This is a genomic window from Streptomyces sp. NRRL S-31 (genome assembly GCF_000718775.1).
Taxonomy (GTDB): Bacteria; Actinomycetota; Actinomycetes; order Streptomycetales; family Streptomycetaceae; genus Streptomyces.
The window spans coordinates 72,671-95,067 of sequence record NZ_JOCB01000010.1 but is presented as its reverse complement, the minus strand read 5'-3'; the positions used below and the strand labels follow the sequence as shown (position 1 = coordinate 95,067).

Here is a 22,397-nt window from a genome sequence, read left to right as displayed (position 1 = left end):
AGTAGGGGGTGGGCGGGGGTGAGGGGGTGCGGCCCGGTCAGGGGACGAGCCGCACGGGCAGCGAACTGAAGCCGCTGAGCATGGAGGAGTAGACGGGTTCGGGTCTGCCGGTCAGTTCGATCCGGGCGACCCGCTCCCGCAGGGCCCCCAGCAGGCCGGCGATCTCGGCCCGGCCGAGGTGGGCGCCGACGCAGTAGTGCGGTCCATGGCCGAAGGACAGGTGTTTGTTGGGAGTGCGGCCGAGGTCGAGGCGGTCGGGGTCGGGGAAGGCCGCCTCGTCCCGGTTGGCCGACGCGTTCCACACGGTGACGATGTCGCCGGCGGCGACGGGGACGCCGTTCAGCCGGGTGTCGGCGGTCGCGGTGCGCCCGAAGTGGAGGGCCGGGGTCGTCCACCGGAGCACTTCGTCGACCGCCGTGTCGAGACGGACCTCGCCGTCTTTGAACGCCCGCCACTGGTCGGGGTGTTCGGTGAACGCGAGCACCGCGCCGGTGATGGCGAGCCGGCTGGTCTCGTCACCGCCCAGGATGAGGCTGTAGCAGTTGGCGACGACCTCGTCCATGGTCAGCGGCCGGCCCTCGATCCGTGCGGTGGCCAGGACGCTGACGGCGTCGGTGCCCGGGTGCTGCCGTCGGTGCTCGGCCAGTTCGCCGAAGTAGGCGAGAATGTCGTTGCGGGCCTGCCATGCCTCGAAGGGCGACTGGTCGGGGCCGTCCGAGCTGAGCGCGGTCCGGGTGCGGGCGAGGAGGAAGGCGCGGTCCGGCGGCGGGACGTCGAGCAGGTCGCAGACGGCCTTCAGCGGCAGGTGCGCGGCGACGTCCTCGGCGAAGTCGCACTCGGGGCGGCCGACGACGGCGGCGAGCAGGTCATGGCCGGTCCGCTCCACCTTCTCCACCACGCCGGACAGGGCGCGCGGCGAGAACACCCGGAGCAGTACGCGCCGCAGGTCGCGGTGGCGCGGCCCGTCGGTGACGGCGGCCATCACGCCGGACGCCGAGTCGCCGCCCGCGAGCAGCGAGGCGAGGACGTTGCCCCGCTCGGAGGTGAACCGGTCGGGCGCGCGGTAGACCTCGGTGGCGTCGGCGAACCGGGTCACCACCCAGAAGGCGGGGGCGCCCCCGGCGGGTGTGTGGCGGTGGACCGGGTCCTCGGCGCGGAGCGTGCGCCAGATCTCGGACAGGTCGTGTCGGGCGTGGGTCGCGGGGTCGGCGAGGTCGAGGCCGGCCAGCGCCGACGGCGGCAGCGGTGTGCGGACGGGGGTCGTGGGCGGGGTCGTGGGGCCGGTCATGACGCGTTCTCCTCCGCGCGCGAGGCGTCCAGGGCGCCGAGCACGTCGGCGAGCAGGTGTCCGACGGCCGCGGCGGGCCGCTCGGCGAGCAGGGTGTTGTGGGTGGCCTCGATGTCGTGCACCTCGATCCGGCCGGTGACGTACGGCTGCCAGAGCGAGGGCGGCCGGCGCCGCTCGCCGTCCTCCAGTTCGGTCGCGGCGCAGAACACGACGTCGCCGTGGAAGACGCGGGGGGTGTGCAGACCCGCGATGCCGCTGTTGTTGAGGAAGACGGCCTTGAGGTGGGTGAGCTGGTCCTCGGTGAAGGCGGCGAGCATGTCGTCGGGGACCTGCACCCCGGCGAGCACCTCCTCGGGTGCCGGCTGGGCGGCGGTCAGGTCGCGGGGGAAGGCATCGAGCAGCATCAGCAGCTCGACCTCCTCGCCCGCGTCCTGGAGCTGGACGGCCATCTCCTGGGCGACCAGCCCGCCGAAGGACCAGCCGAGCAGCCGGTACGGTCCGCACGGCCGTACCTCGCGGAGCCGGGCGAGGTAGTGGGCGGCCATCCCGGTGATGGCGGACGGCAGCGGCGCGGGCTCGTCGAAGCCGGCCGCCTGGAGCCCGTACACCGGGTGGCGGGCGTCCAGGTGCCGGGTCAGCGCCCGGTAGGCCCAGCCCAGGCCGCCCAGCGGGTGGACGCAGAACAGCGGGGTGCCGGGGCCGCCGGTGCGCAGCGGCAGCAGCACGCCGGTGGCTCCGGTGGCGTCGCCGGTGCGCAGCGCCTCGGCGAGCGCGGCCGGTGTCGGGGCCTCGAACAGGGTGCGGACCGAGACGTCGTACCCCAGCTCGGCGCGGATCCGGCCGGTCAGCCGCGCCGCCAGCAGGGAGTGTCCGCCGAGCGCGAAGAAGTCGTCGTCGACGCCCACCCCGGGGACGCCGAGCAGGTCGGCGAAGAGGGCGCACACGGCGCGCTCCTCCTCGGTGCGCGGGGCCCGCCGGGCCGGCCGGGCGGTGTCCCGGGGCGCGGGCAGCGCCGCCCGGTCCAGCTTGCCGCTGGTGGTCAGCGGGAACTCGGGCAGGATCACCACCGCGCGCGGGACGAGGTGTCCGGGCAGCCGGGCCGCCAGCCTGCGGTGGAGTTCGCCGGGGGTGGCGTCGCCGGTGGCGTAGGCGACCAGCGCACCGTCGCGCAGGACGACGGCGGCGCGGGTGACGGAGGGCGATTCGGTGAGGACGGCCTCGATCTCGGCGGGTTCCACCCGTACGCCGCGCACCTTGAGCTGCTGGTCGGAGCGGCCGACGAAGTGCAGTCGTCCGGCCCGGTCCCAGCGCGCCAGGTCGCCCGTGCGGTACATCCGCTCGCCGGGGGCGAACGGGTTCGCCACGAACCGTTCGGCGGTCAGCCCGGGGCGGCCGGCGTAGCCGCGGGCGACCTGGTCGCCGGCGACGTACAGCTCGCCCGGGACGCCGGGCGGGACGGGCCGCAGCTCGGGGTCCAGGACGTGGACGCGGGTGTTGTGGACGGGGACGCCGATCGTCACGGGGGGCCGGGCGCCCGGGTCGGTGTCCGGGTCCCAGACCGTGGCGTCGCAGGTGACCTCCGTGGAGCCGTACTTGTAGTGCAGCGGTGTCCCGAACGCGGCGGTGAACCGCTCGTACAGGTCGCGGGTGAGGCCCTCGCCGCCGACGAAGACGCGGCGCAGCCCGGCGAGCCGGGACCGGTCCGTCCCGGACAGGAGCACTTCGAGCATGGAGGGCACGAAGTGGACGGTGGTGATGCCGTGGGTGGCGAACAGGTCGGTGAGGTAGCCGGGGTCGCGGTGGCCGTCGGGCTCGGCGACCACCGTGCAGGCCCCGGTCTGGAGGGGCCAGAACAGCTCCCAGACCGACACGGTGAACCCGATGGGCGTCTTGTGCAGGACGCGGTCGTCCGGGGTCAGCCGGTAGGTGTCCTGGAGCCAGCCCAGGTGGTTGACGACGGAGCGCTGGGAGACCACCACTCCCTTGGGGCGGCCGGTCGAGCCGGAGGTGAACATGACGTACGCGGGGTGGTCGGGGAGCAGGGGCGTGGTGCGGTCCCGGTCGGCCGGGTCGGTGTCCGGCCGCCCGGCGAGCGCGGTCGCGGTCTCCGGCGTGTCGAGGAGCACCACGGGCAGCGGTGCGGGCAGCCGGTCGCGGTGCCCGGTGGTGCTGATCGCGAGCGCCACGTCGGCGTCCGCGCAGATCCGGGCGGTCCGCTCGGCCGGGTCCGCGGGGTCGACGGGGGTGTAGGCGGCGCCCGCCTTGGCCACGGCGTGCGCGGCGACGACGAGGTCGAGGGAACGGGGCAGCGCCAGGGCCACCACGGACTCGGGTCCGCAGCCCGCGCCGATGAGGAGGTGGGCCAGCCGGTTGGCCCGTGCGTTCAGCTCGCGGTAGGTCAGTTCCGTGCCGTCCGCCCGGACGGCCACGGCGTCGGGGGTGGCGCGCACGGCCCGTTCGAACAGGTCGGCCAGGGTGGCGTCGCGGTGTGCGCGCCGGGTGGCGTTCCACTCGTGGAGCAGCCGCTGCTCCTCGCCCGGCAGCAGGACGTCCAGTGCGCCGAGCCGGCGGCCGGGGTCGGCGCGGACCTGGTCGAGGACGCGCACCAGCCGCTCGGCCAGGGCGCGCACGGTCTCCTCGTCGAACAGCGCGGAGGCGTACTGCACCTCGCCGCTCACCCCGTCGGGTTCACCGTCCGGCCCGAACCGCTCGGTGAGGCTGAACGACAGGTCGAACTTGGCTGCGGGCAGCCGGACCGACACGGGTTCGGCGGTGAGCGAGGGCAGCCGCAGCTCCGCCCGGGTGTTGTTGCGGAACGACAGCATCACCTGGAACAGCGGGTGCCGGGCGGGTGACCGGGCGGGGTTGAGTGCCTCGACGAGCCGTTCGAAGGGCACCGCCTGGTGTTCGTAGGCGTCGAGGTCGGTGCGGCGGACCCGGGCGAGCAGTTCGCGGAAGGACGGGTCGCCCGAGGTGTCGGTGCGCAGCACCAGGGTGTTGAGGAAGAACCCGACCAGGCCGTCGAGGGCCTCGTCGTCCCGGCCGGCGACCGGTGCGCCGATGGGCAGGTCGGTGCCCGCGCCGAGCCGGGTCAGCAGCGCGGCGAGGGCGGCGTGCAGCACCATGAACACGGTGGCGCCCTCCGCCTCGCCCAGTTCGGCGAGGCCGCGGTGCAGACCGGCGGGGATGTCGAGCGGGACGGCGGCGCCGGCGCCGGAGGGCCGGGCGGGGCGGGGCCGGTCGGTGGGCAGTTCCAGTTCCTCGGGGGCGCCGGCGAGCACGGACCGCCAGTGGGCGAGCTGTCCGCCGCCGGGGCCGTCCGGGTCGTCGAGGTCGCCGAGGGCGTGCCGCTGCCAGACGGCGTGGTCGGCGTACTGCACGGTCAGCGGTGTCCACCCCGGGGGCCGGCCGAAGAGCCTGGCCTCGTAGGCGCGGGAGAGGTCGTCCGCGAGCGGGACCATGGACTCGGCGTCCCCGGCGATGTGGTGGACGAGGAGCAGCAGCACCGCTTCGCTCGGGCCCTGCCGGAAGACGTGGGCGCGCAGCGGGATCTCGGCGGTGAGGTCGAAGGCGTACTCGACGGCCCGTGCCAGCCGGTCCGGGACCTCGGCCGCGGTCACGTCCGTCACCGTCAGCTCGGGTACGGCGGTCCCGGCGGGCAGCACCACCTGGTGGGAGCCGTCGGCGTCCTCGGCGTACACGGTGCGCAGCGACTCGTGCCGCCCGGTCAGGTCCCGCAGGGCCGCGCGGAGGGCGTCGGTGTCCAGGGGGCCGCGCAGCCGGAGGGCGAGCGGGATGTTGTACGTCGCCGACGGGCCCTCGAAGCGGTGCAGGAACCACAGCCGTTCCTGTGCGTAGGAGAGCGGGACCCGGTCCGGCCGGGGCAGCACCCGCAGACCGGCGGGCGCGGCGGCGGCCCGGCCCAGCCGGGCGGCGAGTCCCGCCGGGGTCGGTGCCTCGAACACGTCGCGCACCGGGAGTTGCACGCCGAGCACCGAGCGGACGCGGCTCACCAGGCGGGTCACGCGCAGCGAGTGGCCGCCCCGCTGGAAGAAGTCGTCGTCCGCGGAGACCGACGGCACGCCGAGGATCTCGGCGAACAGCCGGCACAGGATCTCCTCCCTCGGCGAGCGCGGCAGGCGGCCCCGGGGGTGCGCGGCCGGTTCGGGGGCGGGCAGCGCGCGCTGGTCGACCTTGCCGTTGGGGGTCAGCGGCAGTTCGTCGAGGACGACGAGGCCGGCGGGGAGCGCGTAGCCGGGCACGGCGGACTCCAGCAGGGCGCACAGTTCGTCCCGTTCCGGGCGTCGGTGGCCGGGAGCGGGTACGGCGTAGGCGTACAGGGCGCGTTCCCCTTGGGCGTCCTCGCGGACGACGGCGACGGCCCGGCCGACGCCGGGGTGGCCGGTGAGGACGGCCTCGATCTCGCCCGGCTCGATCCGGAAGCCGCGGATCTTCACCTGGGCGTCGGCGCGGCCGGTGAACTCCAGCTGTCCGTCGCGGTTGTACCGGACGATGTCGCCGGTGCGGTACATGCGGGTGCCGGGGGTGCCGAACGGGTCGGCGACGAACCGTTCGGCGGTGGCGGCCGGCGCGCCGGTGTAGCCGCGGGCCAGGCCGAGACCGGCGAGGTACAGCTCGCCGGGTGCGCCCGGCGGCACGGGGGTGAGCGCCGCGTCCAGGACGTAGGCGCGCATGCCGCTCATGGCCCGGCCGATGGGGACGGCACCGGGCCGCGCCCAGGGGCGGGGGACCGGGTGGCAGGTGGCGAAGGTGGTGGTCTCGGTCGGCCCGTAGACGTGGACGAAGGCGGTGTCCGGGCAGGCGGTGACGGCGCGGCGGAACGCGTCGGGTGCGGCCTGTTCGCCGCCGGTCCACACCTCGCGCAGCGTGGCGAGGCACGTCGGGTCGTCCTCGGCGATGACGTTGAACAGCGCGGTGGTGAGGAAGACCGCGGTCACCTCCTCGGCCGTGAGGAGGGTGCGCAGGGCGTCGAGGGTGAGGTCGCCGGGCGGGGCGACGACGACCCGGCCGCCGCCGAGCAGCGGTACCCACAGTTCGTAGGTGGCGGCGTCGAAGGCGTGCGGCGAGCGCAGGAGCACCCGCCGGTGGGCGTCGCCGGCCCAGCGGGGGTCGCGGGCGAGGGAGACCACGTCGCGGTGGGTGACGGCGATGCCCTTGGGGGTGCCGGTGGACCCGGAGGTGTACATCACGTACGCGAGCTGGTCGGGATGGGCCGCGCCGGCGGGTGCGACGGTGCCGGGCGCCGGGTCGGGTCCCGGGTCGTCGATGTCGACCAGGGGCAGGCCGTGGTCGAGGTCCGGGTGTGCCGCCCGGGAGTGCGTCAGTACGGCGACGGCGCCGGTGTCGGTGAGGATGCGCTCCAGCCGGGCCGCGGGGTGGCGGGCGTCGAGCGGTACGTAGGCGCCGCCCGCCTTGAGCACGGCGAGTGTGGCCACGACGAGCGACAGGGAGCGCTCGGCGTGCAGGGCGACGGGCGTCTCGGGTCCGACGCCGAGGGCGCGCAGCCGGCGGGCGAGCCGTTCGGCGCGCGCGTCCAGCTCGGCGTAGGTCGTCGCGGTGCCGTCCGCGACGACGGCCACGGCGTGCGGGGTGCGGCGGACCTGTTCGGCGAAGAGGGTGGTGACGGTGGTCTCCGGGGCCGGGCGCGGGGTCCCGTTCCAGGTGTGGAGCAGGTTGCGCCGGTCGGTGTCGGAGAGCACGTCGACGCGGCTGAGCGGCTGGTCCGCCGCGTCCCGGGTGACGGCGGTGAGCAGGCGGACCAGCCGGGCGGTCAGCTCGGTGACGGTGTCGGCGTCGAACAGGTCGGCCGCGTACTCCAGGCCGCCGTCCAGGCCGCCGTCGGCGGCGTCGGCGAAGGAGAGCGAGAGGTCGAACTTGGCGGCGGGCGCGGCCGGTTCCTCCGCCCGGACCCGGAGGCCGGGCAGGTCCAACGCGGCGGGGCGGACCGTGTTGTTCAGCATGATCGTCGCCTGTACCAGCGGCTGGTGGGCGGTGGAGCGGACCGGGTTGAGGGCCTCCACCAGTCGTTCGAACGGCACGTCCTGGTGGGCGTAGGCGTCCAGGTCGACGGCCCGGACCCGGTCGAGCAGCCGCCGGAAGGTGGGGTCGCCGTCCAGCGGGGTGCGCAGGACGAGGGTGTTGACGAAGGACCCGACGAGGTCGTGGGCGGCCTCGTCGGTCCGGCCGGCCACCGGGGTGCCGAGGACGATGTCGTCACCGGCGCCGTGCTTGCCGAGCAGCGCGGCGAACGCGGCGTGCAGCACCATGAACAGCGTGCTGCCGCTGCCGTGGGCCAGTTCGGTGAGCGCCTCGCGCAGCGCGCGGGGAATCGTGAACCGTACGGTGCCGCCGCGATGGGAGGCGACGGCGGGCCTGGGCCGGTCGGTGGGCAGTGCGATGAGTTCCGGGGCGCCGGCGAGCGTGCGGGTCCAGTGGCGGAGCCGGCGGGACAGTTCGCTGTCCGGGTCCTGGTCGGAGCCGAGCACCCGGCGCTGCCACAGGCCGAAGTCGGCGTACTGGACGGCCGGCGGAGCCCAGTCGGGCGCGTGGCCGGCGTGCCGGGCCCGGTAGGCGGTGCCGAGGTCGCGGGCGAGTGTCGTCAGGGAGACGGCGTCGGCGGCGATGTGGTGGACGACCAGGACGAAGACCGCCTCGTCGGGCGCGGTGCGCAGCAGCCGGCCGTGGACCGGGACGTCCCGGCCGAGGTCGAAGAGGTGGCCGGCCGCCGCGCGCACGGCCGCCGGCAGGGCCTGCTTGTCGACGTCGGTGACGGTGAGCGCGGGCAGGCCGCGCCCGGGCGGCAGGATGATCTGGTGGCTGCCGCGGGCGTCGGTCGCGTAGACCGTGCGCAGGATCTCGTGCCGGTCCGCGAGGTCACCCAGGGCGGCCCGCAGCGCGGCCGTGTCGAGGGTGCCGGACAGCCGCAGGACGACGGGGATGTTGTAGGTGTCGGACGGGCCGTCGAGGGTGTGCAGGAACCACAGCCGCTCCTGGCCGTAGGAGAGGGGGAGCCGGTCGGGGCGCGGCAGGAGGGTGAAGCGTTCCACCGTGCCGCCCGGGGTGAGCCCGGCGGCGAGTCCGGCGACCGTCGGGGTGTCGAACAGGTCGCCGAGCCGGACCGGGGTGCCGAGCGCGTTGCGGGCGCGGTTCACCAGTTGGGTGGCGAGCAGCGAGTGGCCGCCGAGCCGGAAGAAGTCGTCGTCGACCAAGACTTCCGGGACCCCGAGGACCTCGGCGAAGAGGGCACACAGGATCTCCTCGGCGGGGGTGCGCGGGGCCCGGCCGCCAAGGGCGGCGCCGGTGGTGTCCGGGGCGGGCAGGGCACGCCGGTCCAGCTTGCCGTTGGGGGTGAGCGGGAGGCGGTCCAGGACGACGCAGGCCGAGGGGAGCAGGTGCGCGGGCAGGGTGGCGGCCAGGGCCGCGCGGGGGTCGCCGATCGGTACGGCGGGGTCGGCGGCGACCAGGTAGGCGACGAGGCGGGGGTCGCCGGGACGGTCCTCGCGGAGGACGACCGCCGCCTGGGCGACGGTGTCCAGGGCGGTCAGCGCCGCCTCGGTCTCGCCGGGCTCGACGCGGTGGCCTCGGATCTTGACCTGGTCGTCGGCCCGGCCGCCGTACTCCAGCACTCCGGCGGTGTTCCAGCGGGCCCGGTCGCCCACCCGGTACATCCGGGTGCCCGCGGGGCCGAAGGGGTCGGCGACGAACCGTTCGGCGGTCTGGCCGGGGCGTCCGGCGTAGCCGCGGGCCACCTGGGCGCCCGCGAGGTACAGCTCTCCCCACACGCCGTCGGGGACGGGCTGGAGGAAGGCGTCGAGGACGTACGCCCGCGCGCCGCCGACCGGGCGTCCGATGGGGACGGGGCCGTCGGCGAGGCGGTCACCGGGTGCGAGGCGGTGCACGACGACGCCCACGGTCGTCTCGGTGGGCCCGTACTCGTTGGTGACCACGGCGTCCGGGTGGCGGGCGCGCCAGCGCCCGAGCGGCCCGGCGTCGAGCGCCTCACCGCCGACGACGAGGTCGGTGGCGGCCGAGACCCGGTCCGGCAGGGCCTCCAGCAGCGGCAGGTGGCTCGGGGTGATCTTGAGCAGCCCGGGCCGGGGGGTGTGTTCGTCCAGTGCGGCGAACCGGACCCGGCCGCCGGTGACGAGCGGGGTGAACAGCACGGTGACCGGCATGTCGAAGGCGACGGAGGAGTGCGCCAGCGCCTCGTGGGCGGCGGCCGGGTACAGGGCGGTCGCCGCGTCCAGGTACGCGGCCAGCGCGGCGTGCTCGACGACGACGCCCTTGGGCCGGCCGGTCGATCCGGAGGTGTGGATCAGGTAGGCGGCGTCCCGCGGGTGCGGCCGGATGCCGAGCCGGGTGTCCGGGTGGCGGTCCGACTCCGCGGTGAAGGTGTCCGGGGTGACGGTCAGCCGGGCGCCGGCGTCCTCGATCAGGTACCTGACGCGGGCGGCGGGATAGGTGTGGTCGACGGGCAGGTAGGCCGCTCCGGTCTTGAGGACCGCCAGCAGCGCGACGAGCAGGTCGGGGGTGCGCGGCAGGACGACGGCGACGACCGATCCGGGGCCGGCGCCCCGGCCGGCCAGGTCACGGGCCAGCCGGTTGGCCCGCGCGTCGAGTGCGGCGTAGGTGAGCGTGGTCCCGGAGGAGACGACCGCCACGGCGTCCGGGGTGCGGTCCGCCTGGGCTTCGAACCGCTCGGGCAGCGGGGTGCCGGGCCCGCGGCGGGCGGTGGCGTTGCGGGTGACGAGGAGTTCGGTCCGCTCGGCGGCGGTCAGCAGCGGCAGGCCGCGGACGGGCCGGGCCGGGTCGTCCGTCACCGCGGTGAGCAGCCGCAGGTAGCGGTCGGCGAAGGAGCGGACGGTGGCACGGTCGAAGAGGTCGGTGGCGTACTCCAGGACCGCGTCCCACTCCGTGCCGTTCTCCGACAGGGTCAGGGACAGGTCGAACTTGGCGGCGCCGGACGGGGCGTCGCCCAGCCGGACGGTGAGACCTGGCAGGTCCGGCGGCGCGGTCTCGGCGTTCAGGGTCAGCATCACCTGGAACAGCGGGTGCCAGGAGCGCGACCGCTCCGGGTTGAGCGCCTCCACCAGCTGCTCGAAGGGCACGTCGGCGTGGGCGTAGGCATCGACGTCGAACCGCCGGACGCGGCCGAGGAGTTCCGTGAAGGTGGGGTCGCCGGAGACGTCGGCGCGCAGGACGAGGGTGTTGGCGAAGAGACCGACGAGTCCTTCCAGCGCGGCCTCGGAGCGGCCCTCCACCGGGCTGCCGATGGCGATGTCGTCGCCCGCGCCGAGCCGGCTGAGCAGGAGCGCCAGCACGGCCTGGAGGACCATGAAGGCGCCGGCGTCGCGTGCGCGCCCCAGTTCCTCCACCCGGGCGCGCAGCGCGGCGGGCACGGTGAAGGCGACGGTGTCACCGCGCTGGGACGCCGCCGCGGGGCGCGGCCGGTCGGTGGGCAGGTCGATCCGCTCGGGCAGGCCGTCGAGCGCCGTGGTCCAGAACGCGACGCCTTCCTCGGGGAGTTCGCGCTGCCACAGGGCGTAGTCCGCGTACTGCACGGGCAGCGGGGCGAGTCCGGAGCCGGTGCCGGCCAGACGTCCGGCGTAGGCCGTGGCCAGGTCGGCGGCCAGCGGGCCCATCGAGCCGCCGTCACCGGCGATGTGGTGCAGCACGACCAGCAGCGCGTACGTGCCGTCACCGGTGTCGAACAGGGTCGCACGTACCGGGAGTTCGCGGTCCAAGGCGAAGGGGACGGCGGCGGCGCGGGCGATCTCGGCGGACAGCCGGCCGGCCGGGCAGGCGGTGACGGTGAACGGGGCCGGGCGGTCCACGACGACCTGGTGCGGGCCCTCGGCGTCCTCGGCGATCAGGGTGCGCAGCGCTTCGTGCCGCTCCACCACGTCGGCGAAGGCCGCCCGCAGCGCGTCGGTGTCGAGGTCGCCGGCCAGCCGCAGCACGACCGGGATGGTGTACGTGGCGGACGGGCCCTGGAGCCGGTCGAGGATCCACATCCGCCGCTGGGCCGTGGACAGCGGTACGCGCGCGGGGCGTTCCCGGGCGACGAGCGGCGGGCGAGCGGTCCGGGCGGCGCCGAGCAGCCGGGCGGTCCCGGCCGGGGTGGGGTTCTCGAACACGTCCCGGATCGACAGTTCGACGCCGAACTCCGCGCGGATCCGGTTGACGAGCCGGGCGACGAGCAGGGAGTGGCCGCCGAGCAGGAAGAAGTTGTCGTCCGCCGTGGTCCCGGGAACGCCGAGCACCTCGGCGAAGAGTTCCGCGACCCGGTCCGCGGCCGGATCGGCCACCGGCCGGTCCGCGTCCGGGCCGGCCCCGGACCGTTCTCCGGCCGGGGCCGCCGCGGTCCCGCCGTCGGGCGGCACGCCCTGGTCCGGGGCGGGCAGCGCCCTGCGGTCCAGCTTGCCGTTGACGGTCAGCGGCAGCGCGTCCAGGACGACGAGGGCGGCCGGGACCATGTGGTCGGGCAGGGTGCGGGCCACGCTCGCGCGCAGCGCCCGGGTGTCGACGCGGGCCCCCGGCCGGGGCACGAGGTAGGCGACGAGCCGCTTGTCACCGGGCTGGTCCTCGCGGACCACCACGGCGGCCCGGGCGATCTCCGGCGCGGCGGCGAGTACGGCCTCGACCTCGCCGGGTTCGACGCGGAAGCCGCGGATCTTCACCTGGTCGTCGGTCCGGCCGGCGAACTCCAGCAGTCCCGCCCCGGTCCAGCGGGCCAGGTCGCCGGTGCGGTACATCCGGGAGCCCGCCGGTCCGTAGGGGTTCGCCACGAAGCGGCCCGCGGTGAGGCCGGGGCGCCCGTGGTAGCCGCGGGTGACCAGGTCACCGGCGACGTACAGCTCGCCGGGCGTGCCGACCGGGGCCGGGCGCAGCCGGCTGTCGAGCACGTACACCTGGGTGTTCCACACCGGTGTGCCGATGGTGATGACGCCCGGGGTCACGGCGTCGCCCGGTGCGATGCGGAAGACGGTGCAGCCGACCGTGGTCTCGGTGGGGCCGTACTCGTTGAGCACGGTCACCCCCGGGTGGCCGGCCCGCCAGGTGTCGAGGGCGTCGCCCAGCAGCGACTCCCCGCCGAGGACGAGCTGGCCGCTGGGCGAGTAGGTGTCGGCGACCGCGCCGAGCAGGGTCAGGTGGCTCGGGGTGGCCTTGACGAAGTCGGGCCGGGAGACGCCGTACTCGGTGTCGGGTCCGGTGGCGTTCCAGCGCACCAGTTCCACGCAGCCGCCCGAGACGAGCGGCCCCCACAGACCGGTGACGGTGAGGTCGAAGGCGACCGGGGAGTGCACCAGGGCGCGGCCCCGCAGGCTGTCGTAGGTGTCGGTGGCCCACGCCAGGTAGGCGGTCAGCGAGCGGTGCTCGACGACGACGGCCTTGGGCCGGCCGGTGGAGCCGGAGGTGAAGATGACGAACGCGGCGTGGCCGGGCAGCGCCGGCACCCCGGGGGGCGCGGTGGCCGGCTGCGCGGTCACGGCCGGGTCGTAGGGCAGCACGGCGGGGATTCCGCCGAGCCGGCCGGCCCGGTCGGGGGTGGTCACCACGGCGACGGGGGCGATGTCGCCGAGCATGAACGCGATCCGCTCCTCGGGCAGCCCGGGGTCGAGCGGCAGGTAGGCGGCCCCCGACTTGAGGACGGCCAGCAGGGTGACCGGGAGCTGTTCGGAGGTGGGCAGCAGGACCCCGACGAACCGCTCGGGACCGGCGCCGAGTTCGACGAGACGGCGGGCCAGCCGGTTGGCGCGGGCGTCGAGTTCGCCGTACGTCAGCCCGGTGGCGCCGAAGACGACCGCGAGGGCGTCCGGGGTACGGGCCGCCTGGGCCTCGACGAGCGCGGTGAGGGTGGTCGCGGGCAGCTCGCGGGCGGTGGCGTTCCACTCGGTGAGCAGTCGCCGGCGTTCGGCCGGGCCGACGATGCCGAGGTCGCCGACGGGCGTCTCGGGCGCGGCGACGGCGGCGGTGAGCAGGTCGACGAAGCGTGCGGTGATCCGCTCGGCGGTCTCCCGGTCGAAGAGGTCGGAGGCGAACTCCAGGAAGCCCGAAAGGCCGCCGCCGCGGCGTTCGTTGACGAAGAACGCCAGGTCGAACTTGGCGGTCGGCGAGGTGAGCGGGAGCACCCGTCCGTCGAGCCCGGGGAGCTGTCCGGCGAGGTCCTCGACCGCTTCGAGTTCGGCGTCCACCCAGTTGAGGTTGGTCTGGAACAGCGGGTGCCGGGCCGTGGAGCGGGGCGGGTTCACCGCTTCGACCACCCGCTCGAAGGGCACGTCCTGGTGGGCGTAGGCGGCCAGGTCGGTCGCCCGGACCCGGGCGAGGACCTCGGTGAACGTCGGATCGCCCGAGAGGTCGGTACGCAGGACGAGGTTGTTGACGAAGAACCCGACCAGTCCGGTCAGGGCCTCGTCCGGGCGGCCGGCGACCGGCGAGCCGATGACGATGTCGTCGCCGGCACCGAGCCGGTGCAGCAGGGTGACCAGTGCGGCCTGCACCGTCATGAACGGGGTCACGTGGTGCTCGCGGGCGAGCGCCCTCAGGGCCGTGTGGACCTCGGCGGGCACGTCGAACGCGACGGTGTCGCCGCGGTGGCTGGACACGGCGGGCCGGGGCCGGTCGGCGGGCAGTTCCAGCTGCTCCGGGAGCCCGGCCAGGTTCTCGGTCCAGAAGCCGAGCTGGCGGGCTGCCTCGCTGTCCGGGTCGTCGGCCGCGCCGAGCACCTCGCGCTGCCATCCGGCGTAGTCGGCGTACTGGACCTCCAGGGGTGTCCACCCCGGGGCGTGGCCCGCCCGCCGCGCGGTGTAGGCGGTGATGAGGTCCTCGGCGAGCGGGGCCATCGAGAAGGCGTCGCCGGCGATGTGGTGCAGCACGACGAGCAGGACGTACTCGCCGGATCCGAGGTCGAACAGGATGGAGCGCATGGGGGGTTCGGCGGCCAGGTCGAACGGGACCCGGACGGCTTCGGCGAGCCGGCCGTCGAGCCCGGCCGCGTCGGTGACGACGACGGCCGGCGGCGGGACGGAGTCCCGCACGATCTGGTGCGGGCCCTGCTCGTCCTCGGCGAAGACCGTGCGGAGCGCCTCGTGCCGGGCGGCGACGTCGCCGAGGGCCGCGCCGAGGGCCGCGACGTCGAGGTCACCGGTCAGCCGCAGCGCGACGGGCAGGTTGTACGTGGCGGACGGCCCCTCGAAGCGGTGTGTGAACCACAGGCGTTCCTGCGCGTGGGAGAGCGGCAGACGCTCGCCGCGCGGCCGGGCGGTGACGGCGGGCCGGCGCGGGGCGGCGCCGTCGAGGCGGGCGGCGATCCGCGCGGGTGTGGTGGCCTCGAACAGGGTGACCAGCTCGACGTCGACGCCGAGCACGGTGCGGATCCGGTTGGCCAGCCGGGCCACGGACAGCGAGTGGCCGCCGAGCGCGAAGAAGTCGTCGTCGAGGAAGACCTCGGGGACACCGGTCACCTCGGCGAACAGCCCGCAGACGAGTTCCTCGCGCGGGGTGCGCGGCACGCGGCCGGCGGCCGGGGCGAAGTCGGGCACGGGCAGCGCCTGCCGGTCCAGCTTGCCGCTGCTCAGGCGCGGGAACCGGTCGAGTTCGAGGAACACCGGCGGGACCATGTACGCGGGCAGCTCGGCGGCGAGCCGGGATCGCAGTTCCTCGTGGTCGACGGGGGCGGAGGTGATGAGGTAGCCGGTCAGCCGCTGGTCGTGGACGGCGGCGGCGGCCTGGGCGACGCCGGGGTGCGCCCGCATCGCGGACTCGATCTCGCCCAGTTCGATCCGCTGGCCGCGCAGCTTGACCTGGTCGTCGGCGCGGCCGAAGTACTCCAGTTCGCCGTCGCGGGTCCAGCGCACCAGGTCGCCCGTCCGGTAGACCCGGCTGCCGGGTGCGCCGTAGGGGTTGGCCACGAACCGTTCGGCGGTCAGGGCGGGACGGTCGAGGTAGCCGCGGGCGAGCTGGAGGCCGCCGAGGTACAGCTCTCCCGTCACCCCCGGCGGCACGGGACGCAGGGTGCGGTCGAGCACGTACGCCTGGGTGTTGAGCACCGGGCCGCCGATGAGCACGGTTCCGGGGTCCTTCGGGGTCGGCCACCGGGTGACGTCCACGGCGGCCTCGGTGGGGCCGTAGGCGTTGGTCAGGACCGGGTCGGGGTGGCGGGAGTGCTGGTGGAAGCGGCGGATCAGCTCGGCCGGCATGATCTCGTCGCCGGACTCGACGGCCCGCACCGTGGCGGGCAGTTCGGCCTCGGCGAGGAACGCGGCGAGCCGGGACGCGCCCAGGTGCAGCACGGTCACGGACTCGTCGTGCATGAGCCGGGAGAGGTAGACCGGGTCACGGTGGCCGCCGGGCCGCGGCACCACGAGGGCGGCACCGCGGGAAAGGGTCCAGAACACCTCCCACACCGAGACGTCGAACCCGGTCGGCGTGGCCTGGAGCACCCGGTCCCCGGGGCCGAGGTCCAGGTCCCGCTGCATCCACCAGAACCGGTTGGTCATGCCCTCGTAGGTGTTGAGGGTGCCCTTGGGTCGGCCGGTGGAGCCGGAGGTGTAGATGATGTACGACGTGTTGCCGCCGTGTGCGACGACGCCGAGGTTCTCGGCGGACTCCTCCGCGGCGTCGACCGGGACGCGCTCGAAGCCCTCCACGTCGTGTTCGGCGAGGATCAGACGGGCGCCGGAGTCGCCGAGGAGGTAGGCGATCCGGTCGGCCGGATAGCCGGTGTCGATCGGCACGTAGGCGGCGCCGCACTTGATGACCGCCCATAGCGCGACGACGAGGTCCACCGAGTAGGGCAGCATGACGGCGACCCGGGTCTCCGGGCCGACGCCGCGCCTGCGCAGGGCCCGGGCGAGACGGTTCACCCGGGCGTTGAAGGCGCCGTAGGTGACCCGCTCCCCTTCGAAGACCACGGCGGGCAGGTCCGGGTCCTGGGCCTCCATCAGTTCCACGACGGAGTCCGCGTCCATGGTGCTCGCGGTGTCGTTCCAGCCGTCCAGGATGAGCGCGCGCTCCTCGTCGTCCAGCAGGTCGACCTGGGAGATCCGGCGCGCGGGCTCGTCCGTGACGGCGTCGAGCACGCGCAGGAAGCGGGTGACGAAGGCTTCGGCGGTCTGCCGGTCGTACAGCTCGGTGGCGTACTCCAGCCGGCAGTCGAGGCCGTCGCCGTCGGCGTCGACGACGCAGTCGAAGTGCACGTCGAACTTGGCGGTGCCGCTCAGTACCGGGGCCGTGCGGGCACGCACTCCGGGCAGGGTGAGGCGGGCCTCGGAGAAGTCCAGCCAGGCGACCATGACCTGGAAGAAGGGGTGGTGGGCGCGGGACCGCTCCGGCGCCAGTTCCTCCACCAGCCGCTCGAACGGCACGTCCTGGTGGGCGTAGGCGGCCAGGCCGGTGTCGCGCACCCGGGCGAGCAGTTCGGTGAAGGAGGGGTCGCCGGAGGTGTCGAAGCGGTAGACGAGCGTGTTGATGAAGACGCCGACGACCCCGTCCAGGGCCGAGTCCGGCCGGCCGGCGATCGCGCCGCCGACGGGGATGTCCTCGCCGGCCCCGTGCGCGGTCAGCAGCAGGGCGACGGCGGCCTGGAGCACCATGAACGGCGTGGTGCGGGTGCGGCGGGCCAGGTCCAGCATCCGGCCGTACAGTTCCCGGTCCACGCGGAAGGCGACGTGGTCGCCCCGGTGTCCGGCGATCGCGGGGCGGGGCCGGTCCGCCGGGAAGGTGACCTGCTGGGGCAGTCCGGCGAGTGCCTCGGTCCAGTGGGCGATCTGGTCCGGCAGTGTGGGGGCGAGCGTCTCGCGCTGCCAGAGCGCGAAGTCGGCGTACTCCACGGCGGGGGGCGGGCAGTCGGCGGCCGTGCCCTGGAGCCGGGCGGTGTAGGCGGCGGAGAGGTACTCGGCCAGCGGTCGCATGGAGGAGCCGTCGGTGGCGATGTGGTGCACCACCAGCAGCAGCGCGTACTCGTCCGCGCCGAGGTCGAAGAGGGTGGCCCGCAGCGGGAGTTCGGTGGTGAGGTCGAAGGGGCGGGCGGCCCGCGCCGTGAGGTCGGGGGCGGGGTCGCGGACCACCTCGAGGACGAAGCCGGTGCCGCCGGGCGCCAGGACGACCTGGTGCGGGCCCTCGGCGTCCTCGGGATAGAGGGTGCGCAGGGCTTCGTGGCGGTCGACGAGGTCGGTGAGCGCGGCACCCAGCGCCGTGGCGTCGAGCGGTCCGCTGAGCCGGATGTCGAGCGGGATGTTGTAGGTGCCGCTGGCGCCCTGGAGGCGCTGGAGGAACCACATGCGCTCCTGTGTGAAGGAGAGCGGTATCCGTTCGGGCCGCTCCCGGACCGCGAGGGCGGTGGTGTCCCGCGGACCGTCCGCCAGCAGCGCGGCGAGGCCCCGGACGGTCGGGGTGGCGAAGACGTCGCGCAGGGAGAGGCCGATTCCGAACTCGTCGCGGACGCGGTGCACCAGCCGGATCATGAGGATGGAGGTGCCGCCGAGGGTGAAGAAGTCGTCGTCCACGGTGATGCCGTCGAGGCCGAGGACCTCGGCGACGACGGTGCGCAGCCGTTCCTCCGCACCGGTGCGCGGGGCCGTCCCGGTGCCGGGGGCGGAGGTGGTGGCCGAGGCGGACGTGGCGGCGGCGCGGCGGCGCGGGGCGGCCGGTTCGGTGGCGGGCCCGTCGCCGGTCACCGCGAGCCGGTCCTCGGGGGTGACCACGGCGAGGTCGCCGGCCGGCCGGTCGAGGTCCTCGGCGGCGAGGGCGGCGAGCCGGGTCAGCCGGCCGGACAGGACGGCCAGGGCGTCCGCGGTGAACGCCCCGGTGCGGTAGGAGAACCGCAGCCGCAGGGCGGTGCCGGGGAAGAGGGCGACCGACAGCGGGTAGTGGGAGTGCAGGGCGAGGTCGGCGGCGGCGAGCCGCAGCCCGCCGGCCTCCGTCCCGCTCTCCATCGGGTAGTTCTCGAACGCCAGGACGGTGTCGAAGAGTTCGTCCACGCCCGCGGCCCGGGTGAGGTCGGCGAGGCCCGCGTCCGCGTACCCGGCCAGGGCGATCTGCCGGGCCTGTACCTCGGCCAGCTGCCCGGCCAGCGGCCGGTCCGGGTCGACGCGCACGCGCACCGGCAGGGTGTTGACGAACAGGCCGATCATCGACTCGGCACCGGGCAGGTCGGCCGGGCGGGTGGAGACCGTGGCGCCGAAGACGACGTCGTCGCGGCCGGTGAACTCGCGCAGCAGCAGCGCCCACAGGCCCTGCATGACGGTGTTGAGGGTGAGGCCGCGGCGGCGCGCGGCCCCGGTGAGGGCCGCGGTGACGGTCTCGTCGAGGAGGAGTTCGTGTTCGGCGTGGCCGTCCGGGGTCCGCCGCCGCGGCGCGAGCAGGGTCGGGCCGGGCAGGTCCGCCAGCTCCCGCTGCCACGCGGCGGTGGACGCGGCCCGGTCGCGGCCGGCGAGCCAGGCGGCATGGGCGCGGTGGGAGACGGGCGCGGGCAGGTCGGCGCCGCCGTACAGTTCGAACAGCTCGCGGACCAGCAGGGGCAGCGACCAGCCGTCCAGCAGCAGGTGGTGGTGGGTCAGCACGAGCCGGGTGCCGAGCACGGTGAAGCGCAGCAGCGGCGGGCGCAGCACGCTCAGGCCGCGGGCCCGGTCCCGGGCGAGGAAGGCGGTCAGCTCGTCGTCCCCGGCCGCGTCCCGCTCCTCCCACGGCACGGTGATCCGCGCGGATACGACCTGGACGGGCGCGCCCGCGGACCGGCTGCGGAAGCCGGCGCGCAGCAGCGGGTGGCGGCGCAGCAGGGCGGTGGCGGCCTCGCGCATCCGCGCCGGGTCGAAGCCGCCCTCGACGTCCAGGACGAGCTGGCCGACGTAGGGGTCGTCGTCCTCGTACAGGGCGTGGAAGAGCAGTCCTTCCTGGAGCGGGGAGAGCGGCAGGACGTCCTGGGCGCCGGGGTAGCGGTCGAGTTCGCGCTGGTCGACGGTGACGAACGGGACGTCCGCCGGGGTCAGCGGGGTGCCGCCGTCCGGTGCGGGTCCCGGCGGCGTCCCGGCGGCGCCGGTGGCGGGGACGGTCCCGGCCAGGGCCGCGAGGGCTTCGACGGTGGGGTGGGCGAAGACGTCCTGCGGGGTGAGGCCGAGGCCGGCGGCGCGGGCGCGGGCGGCCAGCCGCAGGGCGTGGACGCTGTCCATGCCGAGGAGGAACAGGTCGTCGTCGGCGCCGAGTCCGGGGTGTCCGATCAGGTCGGCCGCCAGGTCGCGCAGGACGCGCTCGGTCCCGGTGCGGGGGGCCCGGCCGGGTGCCGGGGCCGCGGGTTCGGGCAGCGCCTTGCGGTCGATCTTGCCGTTGGGGGTGAGCGGCAGCTCCGGCAGGGTCAGCACCGCGGCGGGTACGAGGAAGGCGGGCAGCCGGGCGGCCAGCCACGCGCGCGGGTCGGTCTCGGGCTCGCCGGTGACGTAGGCGACGAGCTGCTGGGCGCCGCTGGGGGCGCGGCGGGCCACCACGACGCTCTGCCGGACGCCGGGCGCGCCGCCGAGCACCGCTTCGACCTCGCCGGGTTCGGCGCGCTGACCGGCGATCTTCACCTGGTCGTCGACCCGGCCGGCGTACTCCAGGGTGCCGTCGGGGCGGCGCCGGGCGAGGTCGCCGGTGCGGTACATCCGGGAGCCCGAGGGGCCGTACGGGTCGGCCGTGAAGCGTTCCGCGGTCAGTGCGGGGCGGCCGTGGTAGCCGCGGGCGAGCTGGACGCCCGCCAGGTACAGCTCGCCGGTCACGCCGGGCGGCACCGGGTTGAGTCCCGCGTCCAGGACATGGGCGCGGGTGTTGGCGCCGGGCCGGCCGATGGGCACCGGGTCCTCGTCCGGGCCGGTGGCGTGGGAGGTCACCTCGATGGCGGCCTCGGTGGGGCCGTACAGGTTCCACAGCTCGGCGTCGACCCGCTGGTGGAAGCGGCGGACCAGGTCGGGCGGCAGGGCCTCGCCGGTGCAGGCGACGAGCCGTACGGAGGGGCCGAACGCGGCCTCGGCGAGGAAGGCCCCGAGCATCGACGGCACGAAGTGGACGATCGTGACGCGCTGTTCGCGGATCAGCCGCTCGAGGTAGGCGGGGTCGCGGTGGCCCTCGGGGCGGGCCACGACGAGGGTCGCGCCCTGGACGAGGGGCCACAGCAGCTCCCACACGGAGATGTCGAAGCCGATCGGCGTCTTCTGCACGATGCGGTCGTCCGGGGTCATCCGGTGGTCGCGCTGGAGCCAGGCCAGCCGGTTGAGCAGGCCCTCGTGCGGGACGACGACGCCCTTGGGGCGGCCGGTGGAGCCGGAGGTGTACATCACGTAGGCGGCGTTGTCGCCGCGGACCCGGACACCGGGGTCGTGCGCCGGCTCGTCCGCGCCCGCGTCGGGGGCGATCCGCTCGAAGCCGGGGACGTCGTCCGCGGCGATCACCAGCTCGGCGCCGGAGTCGGCGAGGATGTGGGCGGCCCGCGCGGCGGGGTAGCCGGTCTCGACGGGGACGAAGGCGGCGCCCGCCTTGAGGACGGCCAGTACGGCGACGACGAGGTCGACCGAGCGGGGCAGCATGACGGCGACCCGGGACTCGGGGCCGGCGCCGCGGCGGCGCAGGGCGTGGGCGAGGCGGTTGGCACGGGCACCGAGTTCGCCGTAGGTGACGCTCTCGCCCTCGAAGACCAGGGCCTCGGCGGCCGGGTCCTGGGCCGCGATCCGCTCCACCAGCGGGCGGGGGTCGAGGGGGGCCGCGGTGTCGTCGAAGCCGGCCAGGAGGCGGTGCTCGTCCGGGCCGAGGAGGTCGAGCGTGCCGAGGGGCGCTCCGGGGGCCCCGGCGGCGGCGGTGAGGAGGCGGGTGTAGCGGTCGCGGTGGGCCGTGACGTCGGCGGGGGTGAACCGGTCGGGGTGGGCGTTGACGGTGAGCCGGATGCCGTCGGCGGCGGTGTCGTCGGCGTAGGCGTTGAGCACGAGGTCGCGGACCGGGCCGGAGGCGACCTGGTGCACGGTCGCCTCGGCACCGCCGACGGTGAGCCGGCCGGGTGCGAAGGAGAGCACGTTGACGGTGGGGCCGGTCAGGGCGCCCGGGCCCCGGGCACCGAGTTCGCGGCGGAGCCGTTCACCGGGAAAGCGCTGGTGGCGGACGGCCTCGGCCAGCCGGTCGCGCACCTGTCCGACGAGTTCGGTGAAGGTGGCCGACGGCCGTACGGTCAGTCGCAGCGGCAGGTCGTTGACGAGCATCGCCGGGGTGGCGAGGGAGTCGGGGGTCGTCCGGGCCGCCAGGAAGACCCGGATGACGACGTCCGTGGCGCCGGTCGCGCGGTGCGTGTACGCGGCGAGGGCGGCGATCACCGGCAGGGACCAGCGGGCGCCGGGCAGGGCGCGCAGCCGCTGGGCGGTGTCCGCGGGCACCAGCCCGGTCACCGGTGGCAGGCTGCGGGCCAGGGACGCGGGGCCGCTGCCCAGTTCGGTGGCGGCGGGCAGGTCGGCGAAGCGGGCCAGCCAGTGGGCGCGGTCCCGTTCGTGGCGCGGGGAGCCGGTGTAGGCGTGTTCCTCGGCGACGAGGCCGGCGAGCGGCGCGAAGTGCGCGGGGGCGGGCCGGCCGCCCGCGGCGAGCGCGTCGTAGACGTCCAGCAGCCTGCGCAGGTACAGCATCTGGCCGTAGGCGTCGAGCAGGATGTGGTGGTAGCGGAAGTACAGCCGGTCGCGGTCCGGGCCGAGCCGCAGCAGCGTGTGGGCGAAGAGCGGGCCGTCGGTGAGCGCGGGCGGCGCCTGCGACTGCCGGGCCTCGATCCATGCGCGCGCGGCGGCCTCCGGGTCGTCTTCGCCGCCCAGGTCGACCACGCCGAGCGTGCCCTCGATCGCCGGGTCGACCCGCTGGCGGACGGTGTCCCCGTCGTCGGTGAAGCGGACCCGCAGTGCCTCGGTCTCCGCCACCGTCTGCCGGACCGCCCGGTCCAGCAGCCCCGGGTCGAAGGGCGCCGCGGTGTCGACGTGGACACCGCAGACGAACAGGGGGGAGCCGGGGTCGAGTTGCTGGGCCACCCAGACGCCGTGCTGGGCCGCCGTCAGTGCGATGCCGCGGATGTCGCCGGTCGCTGCCTTCTCCACGG

General features: G+C 75.5%; 2 protein-coding genes. Both read right to left on the bottom strand.

Translation table 11 applies throughout. The features are described 5' to 3' along the window. Nucleotides 1-37: 37 nt before the first annotated feature. Nucleotides 38-1,288: a cytochrome P450 gene (locus IF37_RS0106825; RefSeq protein WP_037855837.1), complete on the bottom strand. Its 1,251-nt coding sequence runs from the start codon at nt 1,286-1,288 to the stop codon at nt 38-40. Then, complete coding sequence (locus IF37_RS0106820; protein WP_030737739.1) at nt 1,285-22,395, bottom strand: non-ribosomal peptide synthetase; 21,111 nt, start codon at nt 22,393-22,395, stop codon at nt 1,285-1,287. Before IF37_RS0106820 ends, IF37_RS0106825 begins: the two co-directional genes overlap by 4 nt. Nucleotides 22,396-22,397: the final 2 nt, after the last annotated feature.